This is a genomic window from Sulfuriferula thiophila (assembly GCF_003864975.1).
Classification (GTDB): Bacteria; Pseudomonadota; Gammaproteobacteria; order Burkholderiales; family Sulfuriferulaceae; genus Sulfuriferula; species Sulfuriferula thiophila.
In genome coordinates this window covers 310,195-326,503 of the sequence record NZ_BHGL01000007.1, presented here as the reverse complement: position 1 = coordinate 326,503, position 16,309 = coordinate 310,195, and the positions used below count along the sequence as shown (strand labels likewise).

16 protein-coding genes are annotated in these 16,309 nt (G+C 51.7%); 3 read left to right on the top strand and 13 right to left on the bottom strand.

Features of this window, described 5'->3' with window-relative positions:
• Position 1 precedes the first annotated feature (1 nt).
• Entirely contained in the window at positions 2-274 is a 273-nt protein-coding gene (locus EJE49_RS06325) for a hypothetical protein (RefSeq protein WP_223246772.1), read from the bottom strand.
• Positions 275-295: 21 nt separating this feature from the next.
• Between EJE49_RS06325 and mltA the strand changes: the two genes are divergently transcribed.
• Positions 296-1,489: a murein transglycosylase A gene (gene mltA / locus EJE49_RS06320; protein WP_124949557.1), complete on the top strand. Its 1,194-nt coding sequence runs from the start codon at positions 296-298 to the stop codon at positions 1,487-1,489.
• 55 nt (positions 1,490-1,544) lie between these two features.
• Here the strand turns inward: mltA and rho are convergent, their stop codons facing one another.
• Together rho and trxA are read right to left on the bottom strand one after the other, a co-directional pair.
• Positions 1,545-2,807, bottom strand: a complete 1,263-nt coding sequence (gene rho, locus EJE49_RS06315; protein WP_124949556.1) for a transcription termination factor Rho — start codon at positions 2,805-2,807, stop codon at positions 1,545-1,547.
• A 119-nt stretch (positions 2,808-2,926) separates the two neighbouring features.
• Complete coding sequence (gene trxA, locus EJE49_RS06310) at positions 2,927-3,253, bottom strand: thioredoxin TrxA (RefSeq protein WP_124949555.1); 327 nt, start codon at positions 3,251-3,253, stop codon at positions 2,927-2,929.
• A gap of 155 nt (positions 3,254-3,408) precedes the next feature.
• Here trxA and bioA point away from each other — a divergent pair, with 155 nt between their 5' ends.
• Entirely contained in the window at positions 3,409-4,725 is a 1,317-nt protein-coding gene (gene bioA, locus EJE49_RS06305) for an adenosylmethionine--8-amino-7-oxononanoate transaminase (RefSeq protein WP_124949554.1), read from the top strand.
• Here bioA and EJE49_RS06300 read toward each other — a convergent pair.
• Together EJE49_RS06300 and ilvA are read right to left on the bottom strand one after the other, a co-directional pair.
• Positions 4,722-6,665 (bottom strand): transglycosylase SLT domain-containing protein, encoded by a 1,944-nt coding sequence (locus tag EJE49_RS06300; protein ID WP_124949553.1) that lies wholly within the window; start codon positions 6,663-6,665, stop codon positions 4,722-4,724. The genes bioA and EJE49_RS06300 overlap by 4 nt on opposite strands.
• The gene (ilvA, locus tag EJE49_RS06295; RefSeq protein ID WP_124949552.1) at positions 6,666-8,192 is read right to left on the bottom strand and encodes a threonine ammonia-lyase, biosynthetic; all 1,527 of its coding nucleotides are present in this window, start codon (positions 8,190-8,192) and stop codon (positions 6,666-6,668) included.
• 116 nt (positions 8,193-8,308) lie between these two features.
• Between ilvA and rpiA the strand changes: the two genes are divergently transcribed.
• Positions 8,309-8,971 (top strand): ribose-5-phosphate isomerase RpiA, encoded by a 663-nt coding sequence (rpiA, locus tag EJE49_RS06290; RefSeq protein ID WP_189941731.1) that lies wholly within the window; start codon positions 8,309-8,311, stop codon positions 8,969-8,971.
• Between the two features lies 1 nt (position 8,972).
• On the opposite strand, the gene yacG is transcribed toward rpiA, so the two are convergent.
• From yacG to EJE49_RS06250, 8 genes are all read right to left on the bottom strand, one after another.
• Positions 8,973-9,161, bottom strand: a complete 189-nt coding sequence (yacG, locus tag EJE49_RS06285) for a DNA gyrase inhibitor YacG (protein WP_124949550.1) — start codon at positions 9,159-9,161, stop codon at positions 8,973-8,975.
• Complete coding sequence (gene zapD, locus EJE49_RS06280; RefSeq protein WP_124949549.1) at positions 9,158-9,910, bottom strand: cell division protein ZapD; 753 nt, start codon at positions 9,908-9,910, stop codon at positions 9,158-9,160. Before zapD ends, yacG begins: the two co-directional genes overlap by 4 nt.
• 73 nt (positions 9,911-9,983) lie before the next feature.
• Positions 9,984-10,604 carry a dephospho-CoA kinase gene (gene coaE / locus EJE49_RS06275; RefSeq protein WP_124949548.1) on the bottom strand — a complete coding sequence of 207 codons (621 nt, stop codon included), beginning with the start codon at positions 10,602-10,604 and terminating at the stop codon, positions 9,984-9,986.
• Positions 10,601-11,458 carry a prepilin peptidase gene (locus EJE49_RS06270; protein ID WP_124949547.1) on the bottom strand — a complete coding sequence of 286 codons (858 nt, stop codon included), beginning with the start codon at positions 11,456-11,458 and terminating at the stop codon, positions 10,601-10,603. Before EJE49_RS06270 ends, coaE begins: the two co-directional genes overlap by 4 nt.
• Positions 11,459-11,478: 20 nt before the next feature.
• On the bottom strand, positions 11,479-12,705 hold the full coding sequence (locus tag EJE49_RS06265) for a type II secretion system F family protein (RefSeq protein ID WP_124949546.1): 1,227 nt from the start codon (positions 12,703-12,705) through the stop codon (positions 11,479-11,481).
• Positions 12,706-12,759: 54 nt separating this feature from the next.
• A complete protein-coding gene (gene pilB / locus EJE49_RS06260) occupies positions 12,760-14,475 on the bottom strand; it encodes a type IV-A pilus assembly ATPase PilB (RefSeq protein ID WP_124949545.1) in 1,716 nt (571 codons plus the stop codon).
• Between the two features lie 85 nt (positions 14,476-14,560).
• Positions 14,561-15,835, bottom strand: a complete 1,275-nt coding sequence (locus tag EJE49_RS06255; RefSeq protein ID WP_189941729.1) for an HlyC/CorC family transporter — start codon at positions 15,833-15,835, stop codon at positions 14,561-14,563.
• A 100-nt stretch (positions 15,836-15,935) separates the two neighbouring features.
• A complete protein-coding gene (locus EJE49_RS06250; RefSeq protein WP_124949544.1) occupies positions 15,936-16,241 on the bottom strand; it encodes a hypothetical protein in 306 nt (101 codons plus the stop codon).
• Positions 16,242-16,309: the final 68 nt, after the last annotated feature.

The window sequence follows — 16,309 nt, the reverse complement described above, 5'->3', positions numbered from 1 at the left end:
TTTACTTAACTGGCCTCGGGAAATTGCGAATCAGATCCAGTCTGATTTTGACTGTTTCGCCTGATTCGTTTCGGGCCAGCAGAAATTCGGCTTCATCCTGCTCTACGACCTCGAGCGGCCAGATCCGCGTCATATAGTTCATCTCGGTGGCTTCGTCATGCCAGTGCAGATCCATGGCTTCATTGCATAAGGCGGCAATGGTGAGGCGTTCGATGTAAAAACGTGGTACGGGTTGATAAATACGCGACATGATTTTGTTATACTCTTCGGTCATCTATATGGTTTACATTTTCGCATGACTAATCTTTTTCGTCTCAAGTTCATTGCCCTCGCCTTGCTGCTGGGAGGTTGTACCACCGTGCCTCCGTCGCCAGTGAGCCCTGCGCCGTGCCCGCCGGTAGTGACCCCACCAGTGACTACGGTTACTCCTAATTTGCAGTTGTCAGACTGGAGTGCGTTGCCGGGATGGAACGATGATCAGGCCTTGGCGGCATGGGACAGTTGGTTACAGTCGTGCGTGGCGCTGAAAGCCAAACCGGAGTGGCAGGCCGTGTGCGCTGCTGCCGTGGCATTGAAGCCCGCCAGCAATGAGGCGGCACGTACATTCTTTCAGACCTGGTTTAATGTTTATCAGTCACTGAAGGCTGATGGCAGTACCGATGGCCTGGTGACGGGGTATTACGAACCGTTGCTGCATGGTAGCCGGACGCCTTCAGCAGCCTATCCAGTCCCGTTATATGCAGCTCCGGCTAATTTGCTCACCATTGACCTGTCCAGTATCTACCCTGAACTCAAAGGCCTGCGGCTGCGCGGACGCCTGGAGGGTAATAAGGTCGTGCCTTATCTGAGTCGTGCCGATATCGATGGCGCCAAATTGCCGCTGGCAGGGAGTGAGCTGGTGTGGGTGGATAATGCCGTGGATGCGTTCTTCCTGCAGGTGCAGGGTTCCGGACGTGTGCAACTGCCGGATGGCAGCATGATGCGCGTGGGCTATGCTGACCAGAATGGTTACCCCTACCGCTCTATTGGTCGGGTGCTGGCAGATCGCGGTGAGTTGCGGCTGGAGCAGACTTCCATGCAGAGTATCAAGGCCTGGGGTAAACGCAATCCAGATAAGTTACCTGAGTTATTGGCACAGAATCCCAGTTTTGTATTTTTCAAGGAGCTGCCGAATAGTAACGGTGGCCCGCTGGGTGCCTTGGGCGTACCCATAACGGGTGGTCGCAGTATTGCGGTGGATACCCGTGCTATCCCGTTGGGTGCGCCAGTCTGGCTGGCGACGACAGAGCCGGCTTCGACGGTGGCCCTGAACCGTCTGGTGCTGGCACAAGATACTGGCGGTGCCATACGCGGTAATGTGCGTGCTGATTTCTTCTGGGGATTTGGCGATGCTGCGGGTAAGCAGGCAGGAATGATGAAGCAGACTGGAAAAATGTGGGTATTGCTACCGAAGACGATGGCTGTGCCGGGAGCGTTGGCAAGCCGTTGAAGCGGGATCAGTTGCCAGGATTAGCCTGGCAACTGATCCGATTAGTGCGCTGAAATCAGCGCCCACCACGCATGGAGTCAAAAAACTCGGCGTTATTTTTGGTGGCTTTGACTTTGTCGAGCAGGAATTCCATCGCTTCCAGATCATCCATAGGGTAGAGCAGTTTGCGCAGTACCCAGATTTTCTGCAGGATGTCGGCCTTGATCAGTAATTCTTCACGACGGGTACCGGAGCGGTTAACGTTAATCGCAGGATACAGACGCTTTTCAGCCATACGGCGATCCAGATGGATTTCCATATTGCCGGTACCTTTGAATTCTTCAAAAATCACGTCATCCATACGGCTGCCGGTTTCAACCAGCGCTGTAGCAATAATAGTCAGTGAGCCGCCTTCTTCGATGTTACGGGCTGCACCAAAGAAACGCTTGGGACGTTGTAGCGCATTGGCATCCACACCACCGGTCAGAACTTTGCCGGAGGACGGGATCACTGTGTTGTAAGCACGTGCCAGACGGGTAATCGAATCCAGCAAAATCACGACGTCTTTTTTGTGTTCAACCAGGCGCTTGGCCTTTTCGATGACCATTTCGGCCACTTGCACGTGGCGGGTAGCTGGTTCATCAAAGGTTGATGCCACCACTTCACCGCGTACTGAGCGTGTCATTTCGGTAACTTCTTCCGGACGCTCATCAATCAGCAATACGATCATGATGACGTCAGGGTGATTATTGGTAATGGCGTGAGCAATGTGCTGCAGCATCACGGTTTTACCTGATTTCGGGCTGGCAACCAGTAAACCGCGCTGTCCCTTACCGATAGGCGCGATCATGTCGATGATACGGCCGGTAATGTTTTCTTCAGCGCGGATGTCGCGTTCGAGGAGCAGGGGTTGGGTAGGGTGCAGCGGGGTGAGGTTTTCAAACAGAATTTTGTTCTTGGCGTTTTCTGGTGGTTCGCTGTTTACTTTGTCGACCTTGACCAGGGCAAAGTAGCGTTCACCATCTTTAGGAATGCGAATTTCGCCTTCGATAGAGTCGCCTGTATGCAGGTTAAAACGTCGAATCTGCGATGGCGAGATGTAGATATCATCCGGGCTGGCAAGATAAGACGTATCCGGTGAGCGCAGAAAGCCAAAGCCGTCGGGTAGCACTTCCAGCGTGCCTTCGCCAAAGATGCTGACGCCTTTTTTGGCCTGGTTTTTAAGCAGCGCAAAAATCAGCTCTTGCTTGCGTAAGCGGTTGGCACCTTCAATTGAACTGGTGGTTGCCATTTCAACTAGCTGGGTGACGTGAAGTTGTTTCAGGTCGGATAAATGCATGTAGGAAAACTCTAAGCCTAATTTTAGGCAGGATGAAAACAAATAGGGGAAGGTGCGCCTGATGTCCGAATTTAGATTTGTGCTGCTATTCGGATAGGCTCAGGCGCAGAATAATGGAATTAAATGTTGCTGTCAACAAATGCAGTAAGTTGTGATTTTGACAGAGCGCCAACTTTAGTTGCTTCAACGTTGCCGTTTTTGAAAATCATCAGAGTGGGGATGCCGCGGATGCCGAACTTGGGAGGAGTTGCCTGGTTTTCATCGATGTTGAGTTTGGCGATTTTCAGACGGCCGGCATATTCTTTTGCAACTTCATCCAGTATCGGAGCAATCATTTTGCAAGGACCACACCAGTCAGCCCAGTAATCAACCAGCACAGGCAGTGTTGATTGCAGAACCTCTTGTTCGAATGTGTCGTCGGTAACGTAATGAATATGCTCGCTCATGGAATCCTCGCTGAATTTAGTAGGTAAAAATATAAGGTCGACACGCGAATGCGTTTGGAAGTATGCGTGTATGCTAACTAAAAAATGGCTAAATGTGAAGCGATGAACAAAATTTCATTAAAATGTTCGAATATCGATTTTTAGGATCTGGTGCAATGAAACCGTCTGATTTGATTCAACGTACCCAAGCAGCGGTATGGCACCCCTGTACGCAAATGAAACAGCAAATTGCAACCCCGCCTCTGGCAATTACGCGGGGCCATGGAGTGTGGCTGCATGATGCCGATGGGCGGGCATATATTGATGCGATTTCGTCGTGGTGGGTGAATTTGTTCGGCCATGCCAATCCACGGATAAATGCGGCCATCTGCGACCAGTTGAATCAGATAGAGCATGTGATGCTGGCAGGGTGTACCCATGCCCCGGTAGTGGCATTGTCGGAGCGTCTGGGGCAGTTGACTGGCCTTGGGCATGCTTTCTATGGTTCGGATGGAGCATCGGCTACCGAGATTGCGTTGAAGATGAGTTTTCACTACTGGCGCAATCGTGGTCAGGCCGGTAAAACTGAGTTTATCAGTTTGCAGAACAGCTATCACGGTGAAACATTGGGAGCGCTGTCTGTAACCGACGTGGCGATCTTTAAAGACACGTATGCACCCTTGTTACGACACAGCACACAAGTGATGAGCCCGGACTGGCGGCTGGCGGAAGCGGGTGAATCCGCTGAGCAGTATGCTGAGCGCGCAGCGCAGGATCTGGCCAGTCATCTGGCGCAGCATCATCAGCAGGTGGCGGCGCTTATTGTCGAACCGCTGGTGCAGGGTGCGGCTGGAATGGCGATGTATCATGCAGTGTATTTAACCCGGGTGCGGCAATTGTGCGATCAGTACAATGTGCATTTGATCGCTGATGAAATTGCCGTGGGTTTCGGCCGTACCGGCACCATGTTTGCCTGTGAGCAGGCTGCCATCAAGCCTGATCTGATGTGCCTGTCGAAGGGGATTACCGGTGGCTATCTGCCATTGTCAGCGGTACTGGCTACGGATGAAATTTACAGTGCGTTTTATGATGACGCCACTGCGCGCGGCTTCCTGCATTCGCATTCCTATACGGGTAATCCATTGGCGTGCCGCGCAGCATTGGCTACGCTGGATATCTTTGCACAGGATCAGGTGCTGGCTAATAATCGCAGCAAAGGTGATTATCTGGATAAAGTGGCGGTGCCATTGCGTGAGCATGCCCGCGTGACCAATTTCCGGCGTACCGGCATGATCTGGGCGTTTGATGTGGCGGGTGCTGATGCCAGCTTTGCCCGTGAGTTCTATCTGGCGGCACTGGATCAGGGTTTGTTGCTGCGCCCAATCGGTAATACAGTGTATTTCATGCCTCCTTATGTGATTAGCGAGGCTGAAATTGACCAGCTCGTTCGAGGCAGCCTGGCTGCGCTGGTGCAAGTAACCGGTGTGTCTTAATTGTCGCAGCTGGGCGCGTTTTCATTGTTGCCGCCGCATAATGCCGGTGAGGCTGTGCCAGCAATGATGCCGAGTCTAGCTTTGATCGAGGTTTCCGGCTGATTGAAGCGGCGGGCATAAAACACGGCATTGGCGATGACTTTCTTGACGTAGTCACGAGTCTCGCTAAAAGGTATTGCTTCTGCATAAATCGCCCCTTCTATGGCTTTTTCAGTGCGCCAGCGACGTGCGCGTCCAGGGCCGGCATTGTATGCGGCAGTGGCGAGCACGTCCGAATTGTCCAGGCTCTGCTGGATGCTCTTGAGGTAATACATGCCAAATTGCATATTGGTATCAAGCTGATGCAGGTGTTCAGTCTGGAAGTGATGGATACCCAGCTTGTTGGCAATCCAGCGCCCGGTAGCCGGCATGATCTGCATGATACCGGAAGCCCCAACACCGGATTTGGCCTGGCTGACAAAGCGGCTTTCCTGCCGCATTAATCCATAGACCCAGGCTTCATCCAGCCCATACTCTTTGGCGTATTGGCGGGCAGTGTCGCGATAAGGCGCGAGAAAACGCAAATCAAAATTATGCAATTGCTGAGTGCGCGTGGCGGTATTGATGGCACGATCCAGCCAGTTTTGTTGCCGGGCCAGTTCTGCCGCGGCCAACAGGCGGCGATCATCGAAATTGCGGATTGCCCAGTTCCATTCGTTGTTGGCTTCGGTGCGGTAATCAAGCTGATTGAGCAGTAGCGCCCGCTGGATGGCGGGGATGCGGCTGATGGTAGCGACTTCATCGCTGGCTACGTTGAAGTTGATCGTCGGGCTGCCTGCCGCCGCACCGAGTTCTTCCTCTGCCAGCAAGCCGTAAAAATCATATTCGCGCGAGAGTGGGGCCAGCAGTGTATTAGCCTGATAGGTTTTGCCCTGGGCTTTATAGGCCCGTGCCAGCCAGTAGCGCCAGGCGCTTTCATTACGCAGGGTGGCGGGCATGTTCAGAATGCCGCTTTGTACTTGTGTCCAGTTGCCAGCCAGTAGCGCAGCGCGGACACGCCATGCCTGCTGTTCTTCATTGAGTTCGGTGTTGCCAGCCAGGTCAAACCAGGTCACGGCTGCCGGCAAGTGTTGGCGTGCGGCATAGAGTGCAATTTGTCCCCAGCCGTAGTGCTGGTCGGCGGCGGGAAAGTCTGCTTTAATTTTTTCCCAGCGTTGGGCTGCCGTTGTAGCGTTGCTGCGTGCCAGCCGGCTGATCGCGTAGAGTGCCAACTCACGTTGTCCGCGTTGCTGTAAGTTGAGCCGGTTGCTGTTCAGCAATGCTTCCGGTGCATTCGCGACTTTGGACAGCAGTTTTTGATCTAGCTGTGAGGGCTCAGTGAGATAGGCGCTAATAGCCTGCGCGGTATTGGTGTTGTTGTTTTCCAGTGACAGACGGATACGTTGCCAGATGTCATTCTGGCTGATGTACTGTCTGGCAATCAGGTTGCTGAACAGGTTGTCGCAACTGGATGGCATATCCTTGCCGGTAAACCATAATGCCACACCATCCTTGAGCGCGAGTGGCTGGCCCTGCGCAATGCGACCCTGCAGCGCATAACACTGCAGAGTGACGTCTGGATTGACCACTAAAGGATATTCGTTGAGATAGGTTGTCCAGTCTTGCTGTTGTCCGAGCAGGCGTAACCAGTCACTGCGTAGTTTGTTGGATAGCGGAGAGTCGCTGTTGCGGTCAATGAAATAGCGAATGTCATCTGCGCTGGCAGTTTTGAGTTGCGAGCTTATTTGCCAGTATTGAACGTATGGCAGTAATACGGAATCATGTAAACGCTGTGCATACTCGGGCAGGCGCTGGATTTGTCCAGTGCGGAATGCGTCACGCGCGGCGACAAAGTCGCTGCTGTCGTCGGCGTGGGTGATAAAGCTGGCTGCCAGCAGGAGGCAGGCGACAAGATAACGCATCTAGTTCAGGAATAGCTTGTAAGCTACGTTAGCAGTTTCGTCCCAGTACGGGTAGCCAAGGCGGTGCAGGGAGGCGTGGAAATCGGCCTGTTCCTGTGGTGGTACCTGTATACCCACCAGTACGCGCCCGTAGTCAGCGCCGTGATTACGGTAGTGGAACAGGCTGATGTTCCAGTTCTGACTCAGGGCGTTCAGGAAGCGCATTAATGCACCTGGACGTTCCGGGAATTCAAAACGGTAAACCAGTTCGTGTTCCACCTGGGGGGCGTGTCCGCCAACCAGATGGCGTACGTGCAATTTGGCCATCTCGTTATCGGTCAGGTCTATCGTAGTTAGCTGATTAGCTTGCAGCATGTTAACCAGATCGGTTGCACCCTGGCGATTGGCTACCTGTACGCCGACAAATACATGCGCATCCTGGTTGTCGGCAAACCGGTAGTTAAATTCGGTAATGTTGCGCGTACCCAGCAAGGTGCAGAATGCCTTGAAGCTGCCGGGTGTTTCCGGGATCGTCACGGCAAGGATGGCTTCGCGGCGTTCGCCCAGTTCGGCACGTTCGGCAATGTAGCGCAGCCGGTCAAAGTTCATGTTGGCACCGCTGGCGATGGCGACCACGGTGCTGTTGGATACCTGCTCGCGCGCGCACCAGATTTTGGCGCCGGCGACTGACAGCGCGCCGGACGGCTCGAGGATGGAACGGGTGTCTTCAAATACATCCTTGATTGCCGCACAGATGGCGTCATTATCGACGCGGATGATTTCATCGACATACAGGCTGGCCAGGCGGAAGGTTTCTTCACCGACCTGCTTGACGGCAACACCGTCGGCAAAAATACCGACTTGTGAGAGTAATACGCGTTGCTGTGCGGTGAGTGAGCGCGCCATGGCATCGGCATCTTCGGGTTCGACACCTATGACTTTGATGCCGGGTTTGAGGCGCTTGATATACACCGCCATGCCGGCGATCAGGCCACCGCCGCCCACGGGGATAAATACGGCGTCTATCGGCGCACTGTGCTGGCGCAGGATTTCCATCGCAATGGTGCCCTGGCCGGCAATGACCGCCGGATCATCGTAGGGGTGGACGTAGGTCGCGCCCGATGTCTCCGCCAGATTCCTGGCGTAGGCGTAGGCGTCATCGTAGGTGTCGCCCACCAGTATGGCCTCGGCGCCACGCGCCTTGACTGCATTGACCTTGATTTGCGGAGTAGGTGTGGGCATTACGATGGTCGCACGGCAGCCCAGTTTCTGGGCAGCCAATGCTACACCCTGGGCATGGTTGCCAGCGGACGCGGTAATCACACCTGCGGCCAATGCATCTGCGGATAGTCCTGCCATCTTGTTATAGGCGCCGCGTAACTTGAAGGAGAATACCGGTTGCAAGTCTTCCCGTTTCAGGTAGATGTTGTTGCCGATACGTGCAGATAAATTGGGTGCGAGTTCCAGCGGCGATTCTATGGCTACGTCATAAACGCGCGCGGTAAGGATGGCTGCCAGATAGTCGTGGGTGAGATCGTTATGTGCCATGATGCGGTATGTGTCAAACAGAACCCTAAGATTAACAGACCTTGCACGATTTGTGAAAATTCTAATTTATGGTTATCCTCTTTGTTTTTGTAATGAGCTAGTGATTGAGGATGACAATGACACAAGATGAATTGAAACAGGCCGTGGCGCGTGCCGCGATTGATTATGTGCCGCAAGGCATTATCGGTGTGGGCACCGGTTCGACTGCCAACTTCTTTATTGATGAGCTGGCCAAGATCAAGGGCCGCTTTGATGGCGCTGTCGCTAGTTCTGAAGCCACCGCGCAACGCCTGAAAGGCCATGGCATCAGCGTATACGAGCTGAACGAGGTCGGTGAGCTGGAGATATATGTGGATGGGGCGGATGAAATCACCAAGCATATGCATATGATTAAAGGAGGTGGCGGTGCGTTGACACGGGAAAAGATCGTTGCAGCTTGCAGCAAGAAATTCATTTGCCTGGCGGATGCTTCCAAGCTGGTGGATGTGCTGGGGCGTTTTCCGTTGCCCGTGGAAGTTATTCCGATGGCGCGTAGTTATGTTGCGCGTGAAATAGTTAAGCTGGGTGGCCAGCCGCAGTTGCGAGAAGGCTTTATTACCGATAATGGTAATGTCATTCTGGACGTGCATGGGCTGAGTATTATGAATCCGGTAGAGCTGGAAACAACGTTGAATCAGATTGTGGGTGTGGTGACGAACGGTTTGTTCGCACAGCGTGCTGCTGATGTGTTACTGCTGGGTACGGCTGAAGGTGTCAAAACCATGCAGGCCGGTAACTAATTTAACTGAATGAGGTATCGGTGTCCTGGTCCGGTGAGCTGGTGACCGGTACGCTGTATGCCTCAGTCGCCCATTGTCCCAGATCAATCAGGCGGCAACGCTCCGAGCAAAAAGGACGATACTTACTTGCCGGTGTCCATTCTACCGGGTCCTTGCAGGTCGGGCATTTGACGATGGCGGGTGGCTTCATAGATTGCAGAATGTCAGGCTGAATTCAATATTTTCCGTACACTGGCTGGGGTGTTCCTGGGACACAGTCAAAAAACGGATGCTGAGTGCATATTTATTAGCACTGGCTTCTGGTACGCAAGGCAGTGTCTGGTTGACGCTGATCTTGAGCAATTGCGCATTACGCCCCCCCAGCATTTGTTGATAAGCACCTTTGACCGCGATTACTGGTTGCGGTTGTCCGCTTTCCCGCAGCAACTTCAATACTACGCTCAGGCCCTGGTGAATCGGCAGCATGGGAGTAATCCATGCGGTTAAGTCGCTGCGACGTTTCGCTGTGGTGCTATATAGCCAGTAGTGATAAGCAGGCAAGTCGAATTCGCAGGTGCCCCCCGGGATGCTGGCGCGCTGTTTGACATTCATCAGCCATTCAATGTCTTTGAGGTGTTGACCGAGTTTGCCGGTCAGGCTATGGATTGATTTCAGACACTGGCTAATTTCGCCTAGTATTTCTGTCAGCTTGTCCTGATCGATTGCAGGATTGCGGCGTAGTGCTTCCAATCCTTGGCGTTGGCGTTCCAGCTCTTGCAGAATGTCTGATTTCAGGTCGGCGCGTGCGGCAACTTCGATAATTTCAAATATGGCGAGCAGTGCTGCGTGATGCGGCAGGCGGTCTTCAAGCGTAACAAAATAGAGAGCCTTCTGAAACAGGCTCTCTAGTCGAAGTAAGGTGCGGACACGCTCACTGAGTGGGTATTCGTAGTGAATCACGAGTTAGGTTGTTTCATCACAAGCTTAAAAAGCAAACCAGATTCTGACATGATAATGTTTGTGTTGGCAAATACTAATGCGTTGCAGGCAAAATTTGTGCCTGAGTCAAGTAAGTCTTGTGAAGTTCCATAACCCGCTGCTGTACAAAATCAAGTGAGCTGGTGTTCAGGATGACATCGTCAGCGTGTTGAAGTCGTTGCTGACGAGTTGCCTGATTTTGCATGATACGTTGCACGGCTTGTTCAGTTAAGCCGCTTCGGGCCATCGCCCGGTTGATTTGCTGCTGTTCGTCACAATCTACCACAAGTACGCGTTGCACTATGTCCAAGTACCGTTTTGATTCTATTAATAGTGGTACGACGAGCAGGATATAAGCGGCATCATCGGCTGATGCAATTGCTGCGATGACGGCCTGGTATATAAGGGGATGCAGGATGGCTTCCAGCTTGGCTTTGGCGTTAGCATCGGTAAACACGAGTTCCCGCATGCGCTCGCGATCAAGGGCGCCGTGTTGATTAATGTAACGCTCACCGAATGCGCTGGCGATTTCGAGTATGGCCGAGCCATGAGCTTGCGTGAGGGCGTGGGCAATGGTGTCTGTATCAATGACATCTACCCCAAGGTCAGCAAATTGCTGACCTACTGTGCTTTTGCCGCAACCTATGCCCCCAGTCAAGCCGACAATGAAGGTCATGCCAGCGTTGCCAGATAGTTCTGTAGAATTGCGGGCCCCCAAAATAATGCAATGAGTCCGCCCCCGGCCAGATATGGGCCGAAAGGGATGGGGACTGATCTGCCCTGTTTGGCGAGAACGATCAAAATAATGCCTACGATGGCGCCGACAGCCGACGATAATAAAATCACCAGTGGCAGCATGCTCCAGCCCAGCCATGCGCCAATGGCGGCGAGTAGCTTGAAATCGCCGTAGCCCATACCTTCCTTGCCGGTGATAAGTTTGAATGCCCAGTAAACAGCCCAGAGGCTCAAATAGCCAGCCATTGCACCGATGACGGCCGTTTGCAATGGCACAAACGTGGATTGCAGGTTAAATAAGAGTCCGGCCCATAATAATGGCAGCGTGATGCTGTCAGGCAATAGCTGGGTGTCAAAATCAATAAAAGTGAGGGCAATTAATGCCCAAATGAAAATAATCGCAGCTATCGCGCTGAGCCCGAAACCAAAATAGCTTGCGGCTGCAGCGGTAAGAATGCCTGTTGCGGCTTCCACTATAGGATAGCGCGGGCTGATGCGTACTCCGCAACCCGCGCATTTGCCGCGCAACCACAAGTAACTGAGTATGGGGATGTTCTCGGTTGCACCGATTTTATGCCCGCATGACGGGCATGCAGAACGGGGTATGGATAAACTGAATGCTGTCTGATGTGGCGACGGCAGTCCATTTAAGGCGGCGCATTGTTCCTGCCAATCGCGTTCCATGATTTTCGGTAGGCGATAAATGACAACATTGAGAAAACTGCCGACCAGCAAACCCACTATCCCGCAAGTGACAGTGAATAATATTGGGTCGGCTTGCAGTAAAGCGAGCATATGCAGAGTACCTTGATTTATTAACCGACCACGCTGCCCATTTTGAAGATAGGTAAGTACATGGCGATAACCATGCTGCCGATCAGGCCGCCGAGTACTACCATGATGATAGGCTCCATCAGGCTGGAGATAGATGCTACCGCATCATCGACTTCAGCTTCATAGAAATCGGCAACTTTGCCCAGCATGGAATCCAGTGCGCCGGATTCTTCGCCGATGGCGACCATTTGCTGCACCATGTTGGGGAAAATCCCACTATTTTGCATGGCGATGGTGAGGCTGATGCCAGTGCTGACTTCAGAGCGAATCTTCATGGTGGCATGATAGTAAACTATATTGCCTGCCGCTCCTGCCACGGAAGTAAGCGCTTCAACCAGTGGCACACCTGCGGCGAACATGGTGGACAGGGTGCGGGTCCAGCGCGCAATGGCCGCCTTTTCCAGAATTACACCAAATATAGGCAGTTTGAGCATGGCGCGATCCATGACCTCCTGCATTTTGCGTGAGCGTTTCCAGGTATAGAAGAAGAACCAGAAACCGCCGCCGATGGCGCCGAAAATAGCCCACCAGTAACTGACAAAAAAGTCGGAAATGCTCATCATGATCAGGGTCGGTGCGGGCAAATCAGCGCCAAAGCTGCTGAATAGTTCTTTAAAGGCGGGCACAACAAACAGCATGATTACCGCAGTAATGACAAACGCTACCACGAGGATGGATAGCGGATAGAACAGTGCGGATTTGATTTTCCCCTTAATGGCGAGAATTTTTTCCTGATAGGTTGCGAGACGATCCAGTACTCCGTCAAGAATACCCGCCTGCTCGCCAGCATCAACCAGGTTTACATATAAGGTGTCAAAATACAGTGGGTACTTTGCAAACGATTTGGCGAGACTGTTACCGCCTTCTATATTGGTTTTGATGTCAATAAGCAGTTTCTGTACAGCAGGATTGGCATGACCTTTGGCGACAATGTCGAATGCCTGCAATAAAGGCACGCCTGACTTCATCATGGTAGCCAGTTGCCGGGTAAACAGCGCGACATCTTTGGCTGTGATTTTTTTACCGCCCGCAAAAGACCCTTTCTTCTTGATTTTCTTGACATTGATGCCTTGGCGACGCAAGGTAGAACTGACTACGGCTTCGCCCCCGGCGATCATTTCACCTTGAACCTTTTTGCCGCTTTTGTCTGTGCCTTCCCAGCTGAATGCGACATCTTTTTGCGCTTTAACATTTTTTGCGACAGCCATGCTAAGTCTCCGAATTCTATTTCATTATTGAAGTTGTGGCGTGAAGGTGCTGGGCTATTCGTTGGTTACGGATTCGATTTCTTCCAGCGAAGTGAGTCCTGACCGTACTTTGTCTAAACCGGATCGCCGCAGATCTCGAACCCCATCTTTGCGAGCCTGGTCTGCGATATCGATGGCGTTACCGTTATTCATGATGATGCGCGTCATTGAGTCTGTAATCGGCATTACCTGGTAAATACCAAGACGGCCTTTGTAGCCACTGCCTTTGCATATATCACAGCCTACAGCGCGATATGGCCGCCAGCTGCCATCCAGTTCCTCTTGCTTGAAGCCTGCGCGCAGTAGCGCGGCTTCGGGGATGTCTGCGGGTTGCTTGCATTTGCATAATCTGCGCGCCAGTCGTTGGGCGGTAATCAGAATGACACTGGATGCGATGTTGAAGGGCGCTATACCCATGTTCATGAGCCGGGTCAGCGTCGATGGGGCATCATTGGTGTGCAGGGTTGATAGCACCATGTGGCCGGTTTGAGCTGCTTTAATAGCGATTTCTGCAGTTTCCAGATCGCGAATTTCACCCACCATGATTACGTCGGGATCCTGCCGCAAAAATGATTTCAGTGCTGCGGAAAAGGTGAGGCCGGCTTTGTCGTTGACGTTGACCTGATTTACACCAGGCAGGTTGATTTCGGCAGGATCCTCCGCAGTCGCAATGTTGACACCAGGCTGATTCAGAATGTTTAAACAGGTGTACAAAGACACGGTTTTGCCGCTACCGGTAGGTCCGGTCACCAGTACCATGCCGTATGGACGCTGCACTGCGTTCAGTAATAATTCTTTCTGTTGTGGATCGTAGCCTAGCGCATCAATACCCAGCGTAGCGCTGGTTGGATCGAGAATACGCATGACGATTTTTTCGCCGTACAGCGTTGGTAGTGTGCTTACGCGGAAATCGATGGCCCGGTTTTTAGACAGAACCAGCTTCATGCGACCATCTTGTGGTACGCGTTTTTCTGAAATATCGAGCTTGGAAATGACTTTGATACGGGAGGATAATTTGTCTTTGATGGCTAAAGGTGGCTGTGCCACTTCGCGTAATATGCCATCCAGTCGATATCGGATGCGGTAGAATTTCTCATAAGGCTCGAAGTGAATATCAGAAACACCATCGTTAATTGCATCCAGCAATATTTTCTGCAAGTAGCGTACTACCGGAGCGTCATCAATATCTTGGGTATCGGCTTCATTTGCCTTGGCCAGCGCCTCGTCGTCAGTAAAATCCAGATCAAGGTCTTCGGTGTCTATGCTGGCAAGCGTGTTGTTTTCACTTTCGCCAAGCTCGGTAATCAGCTTACCTAACTTGTCATCTTCGACGACGATGATGTCAACAGCCTGATTGGTCTGAAATTTGATTTCATCAATGGCTTGAAGGTTGGTCGGGTCGGATACAGCCACTGAAAGACGATTGCCGCGCTGATAGAGTGCAATGACCCGTCGGCTATGGATAAGTTTGGGGTCGAGTATTTTTTTGGGAATGACTTCGGGATCGATGGCGCTCAGATCGAAATAGGGAAAGCCAAACTGGGTAGCAGCAAATTCAGCTAATTTGATAGCCTTGATTTTTTTACTGTTGAGAACCTGTGTCACAAAATGCTCATTGCTGGATTTGGCTTGCTTCATCAAGGCTTCGGCTTCTTCTTCTGTAAGCCATTGCTGGCTTACAAGTGCACGAGCGAGTCCTGTTAATGTAATTGCGGATGAAGTGGCTGACATATTTAGAATGATAGTTAAGTGATTAAACCGAGTGATCCCATTATCAATAATAATGATGCGCTGAGATGGGGTGTTTGTAAACCCGTTACAGCGCTTTTTGTTGCGGGAAAATGCGCGCGGTTTTGACCGCCCGTTCCTGTACCTGGATGATTTCGATAGGGTAATTTTCTATTTTTAGTGTTGTGCCTGGTTCCGGAATATCCTGGAGGTGTTCCAATATAAGTCCGTTAATTGTCTTTGGGCCTGTTTCCGGTAGCTGGAATTTTAATTTCCGGTTGATTTGGCGTATAGGGCTGATGCCTTCAACCAGCCAGCTGCCATCGGCTTGCGCTATGTATCCCGTAAGCTGGGGGTGTGCTGAATTACCCAGTTCGCCGACTATTTCTTCGAGTATGTCTTCAAGCGATACTAAGCCCAATAATTCGCCATATTCATCGACAATCAGGCCGATGCTGCGCTGGTTTTCCTGAAACTGCCGCAGCTGGCTAAAAAGCAGTGTGCCTGATGGTATGAAATAGGGTTCCTGGGCTACTGCGAGTATCGAGTCGCTGTTGATGTCATTGTTGCGTAAATCCCGTGCGATATCGCGTAGATGTATGATGCCGAGGACTTCATTGAGTTGTTCACGATAGACAGGAAGGCGGGTGTGGTGACTGCTGGTAAGTTGGCGTGTAATGGTATCTGGTGATTCATCGATTGCGATGGCTTCGATTTGGTGTCGCGGTGTCATCACATCGTCTACTGTGATTTTTTCCAGATCCAGCAGGTTCAGTAATATGCTTTTATGTGTAGAGGGCAGAAGTTTTCCGGATTCCATTACCAGAGAGCGTAATTCCTCTATACCCAGTATATTTTCGGTGCTGTCGACGTTTGGGCGCAAACGCATTAATCGCAGTAAGGCCTGGACAAACAAATTGACAAACCACACTATCGGGAAAGCAAGTGTAAGCAATGGGCGCAGAATTAAGCTGGCGGGCAGAGCGATTTTTTCGGGGTAGGCTGCGCCTATGACTTTCGGCGTGACTTCGCTGAATACCAGAATAGCGAATGTGACGATTAATGTGGCAATGCCGAGCACCCATTCACTGTTGCCAAACAGGCGTATGGAAATGTACGTAACTAATGTCGCTGAGGCGGCATTAATGAGGTTGTTGCCCAGCAGGATGACGCCAAGCAGTTTGTCCGTATTGGCAAGCAACTCGGTAGTGCGAGTGGCGCCGCGATGGCCTTGCCGGGCAAGATGACGGAGTCGATAACGATTAATCGCCATCATGCTGGTTTCGGAAGCAGAGAAAAAAGCTGAAAGCAGCAGCAGAGCAAGCAATGCCAGTAAAAGCACGCCAATTGAAATGTCGTTCAAGCTATGGGTGAGTCAGTAACGAAGATGCGCTCTAGTTTAGAGTTTGTGTAAGGCTTGTCAAGTGCAGAGCGACGGCAGGGAGTGCCGTCGCAGCCGGGGGTTACTTGCCCATGTGTGGTGATGAAGAATAGCGCTCCATCATGGTGCGATCTTTCCATACCTTCTCATCAAGTACAGCAGACGGTATGCCGAATTGATCTTCCTTGGCAACAGCTTTTTCCATAACGATTTTAGTGACGTCATCGTAAGCAATTTTGTATAAAAAACCACTTTTATCCGTCATGCGTGCAATCATGGCGTTTTCAAACATTTTGTAGACGTAAATGTTTGCCGGACGCAGCTTACCTTCAGGCGAGCGCCAAGTAATCGTGTAACGTGTGTTTTCTTTGAAGTTGCTCTTATCCACTGCCATACTCCTATTGTTGCTGAGCATCTTGCTCGGTTTTTGAATTCGGATTGGTATCCATTGTATTG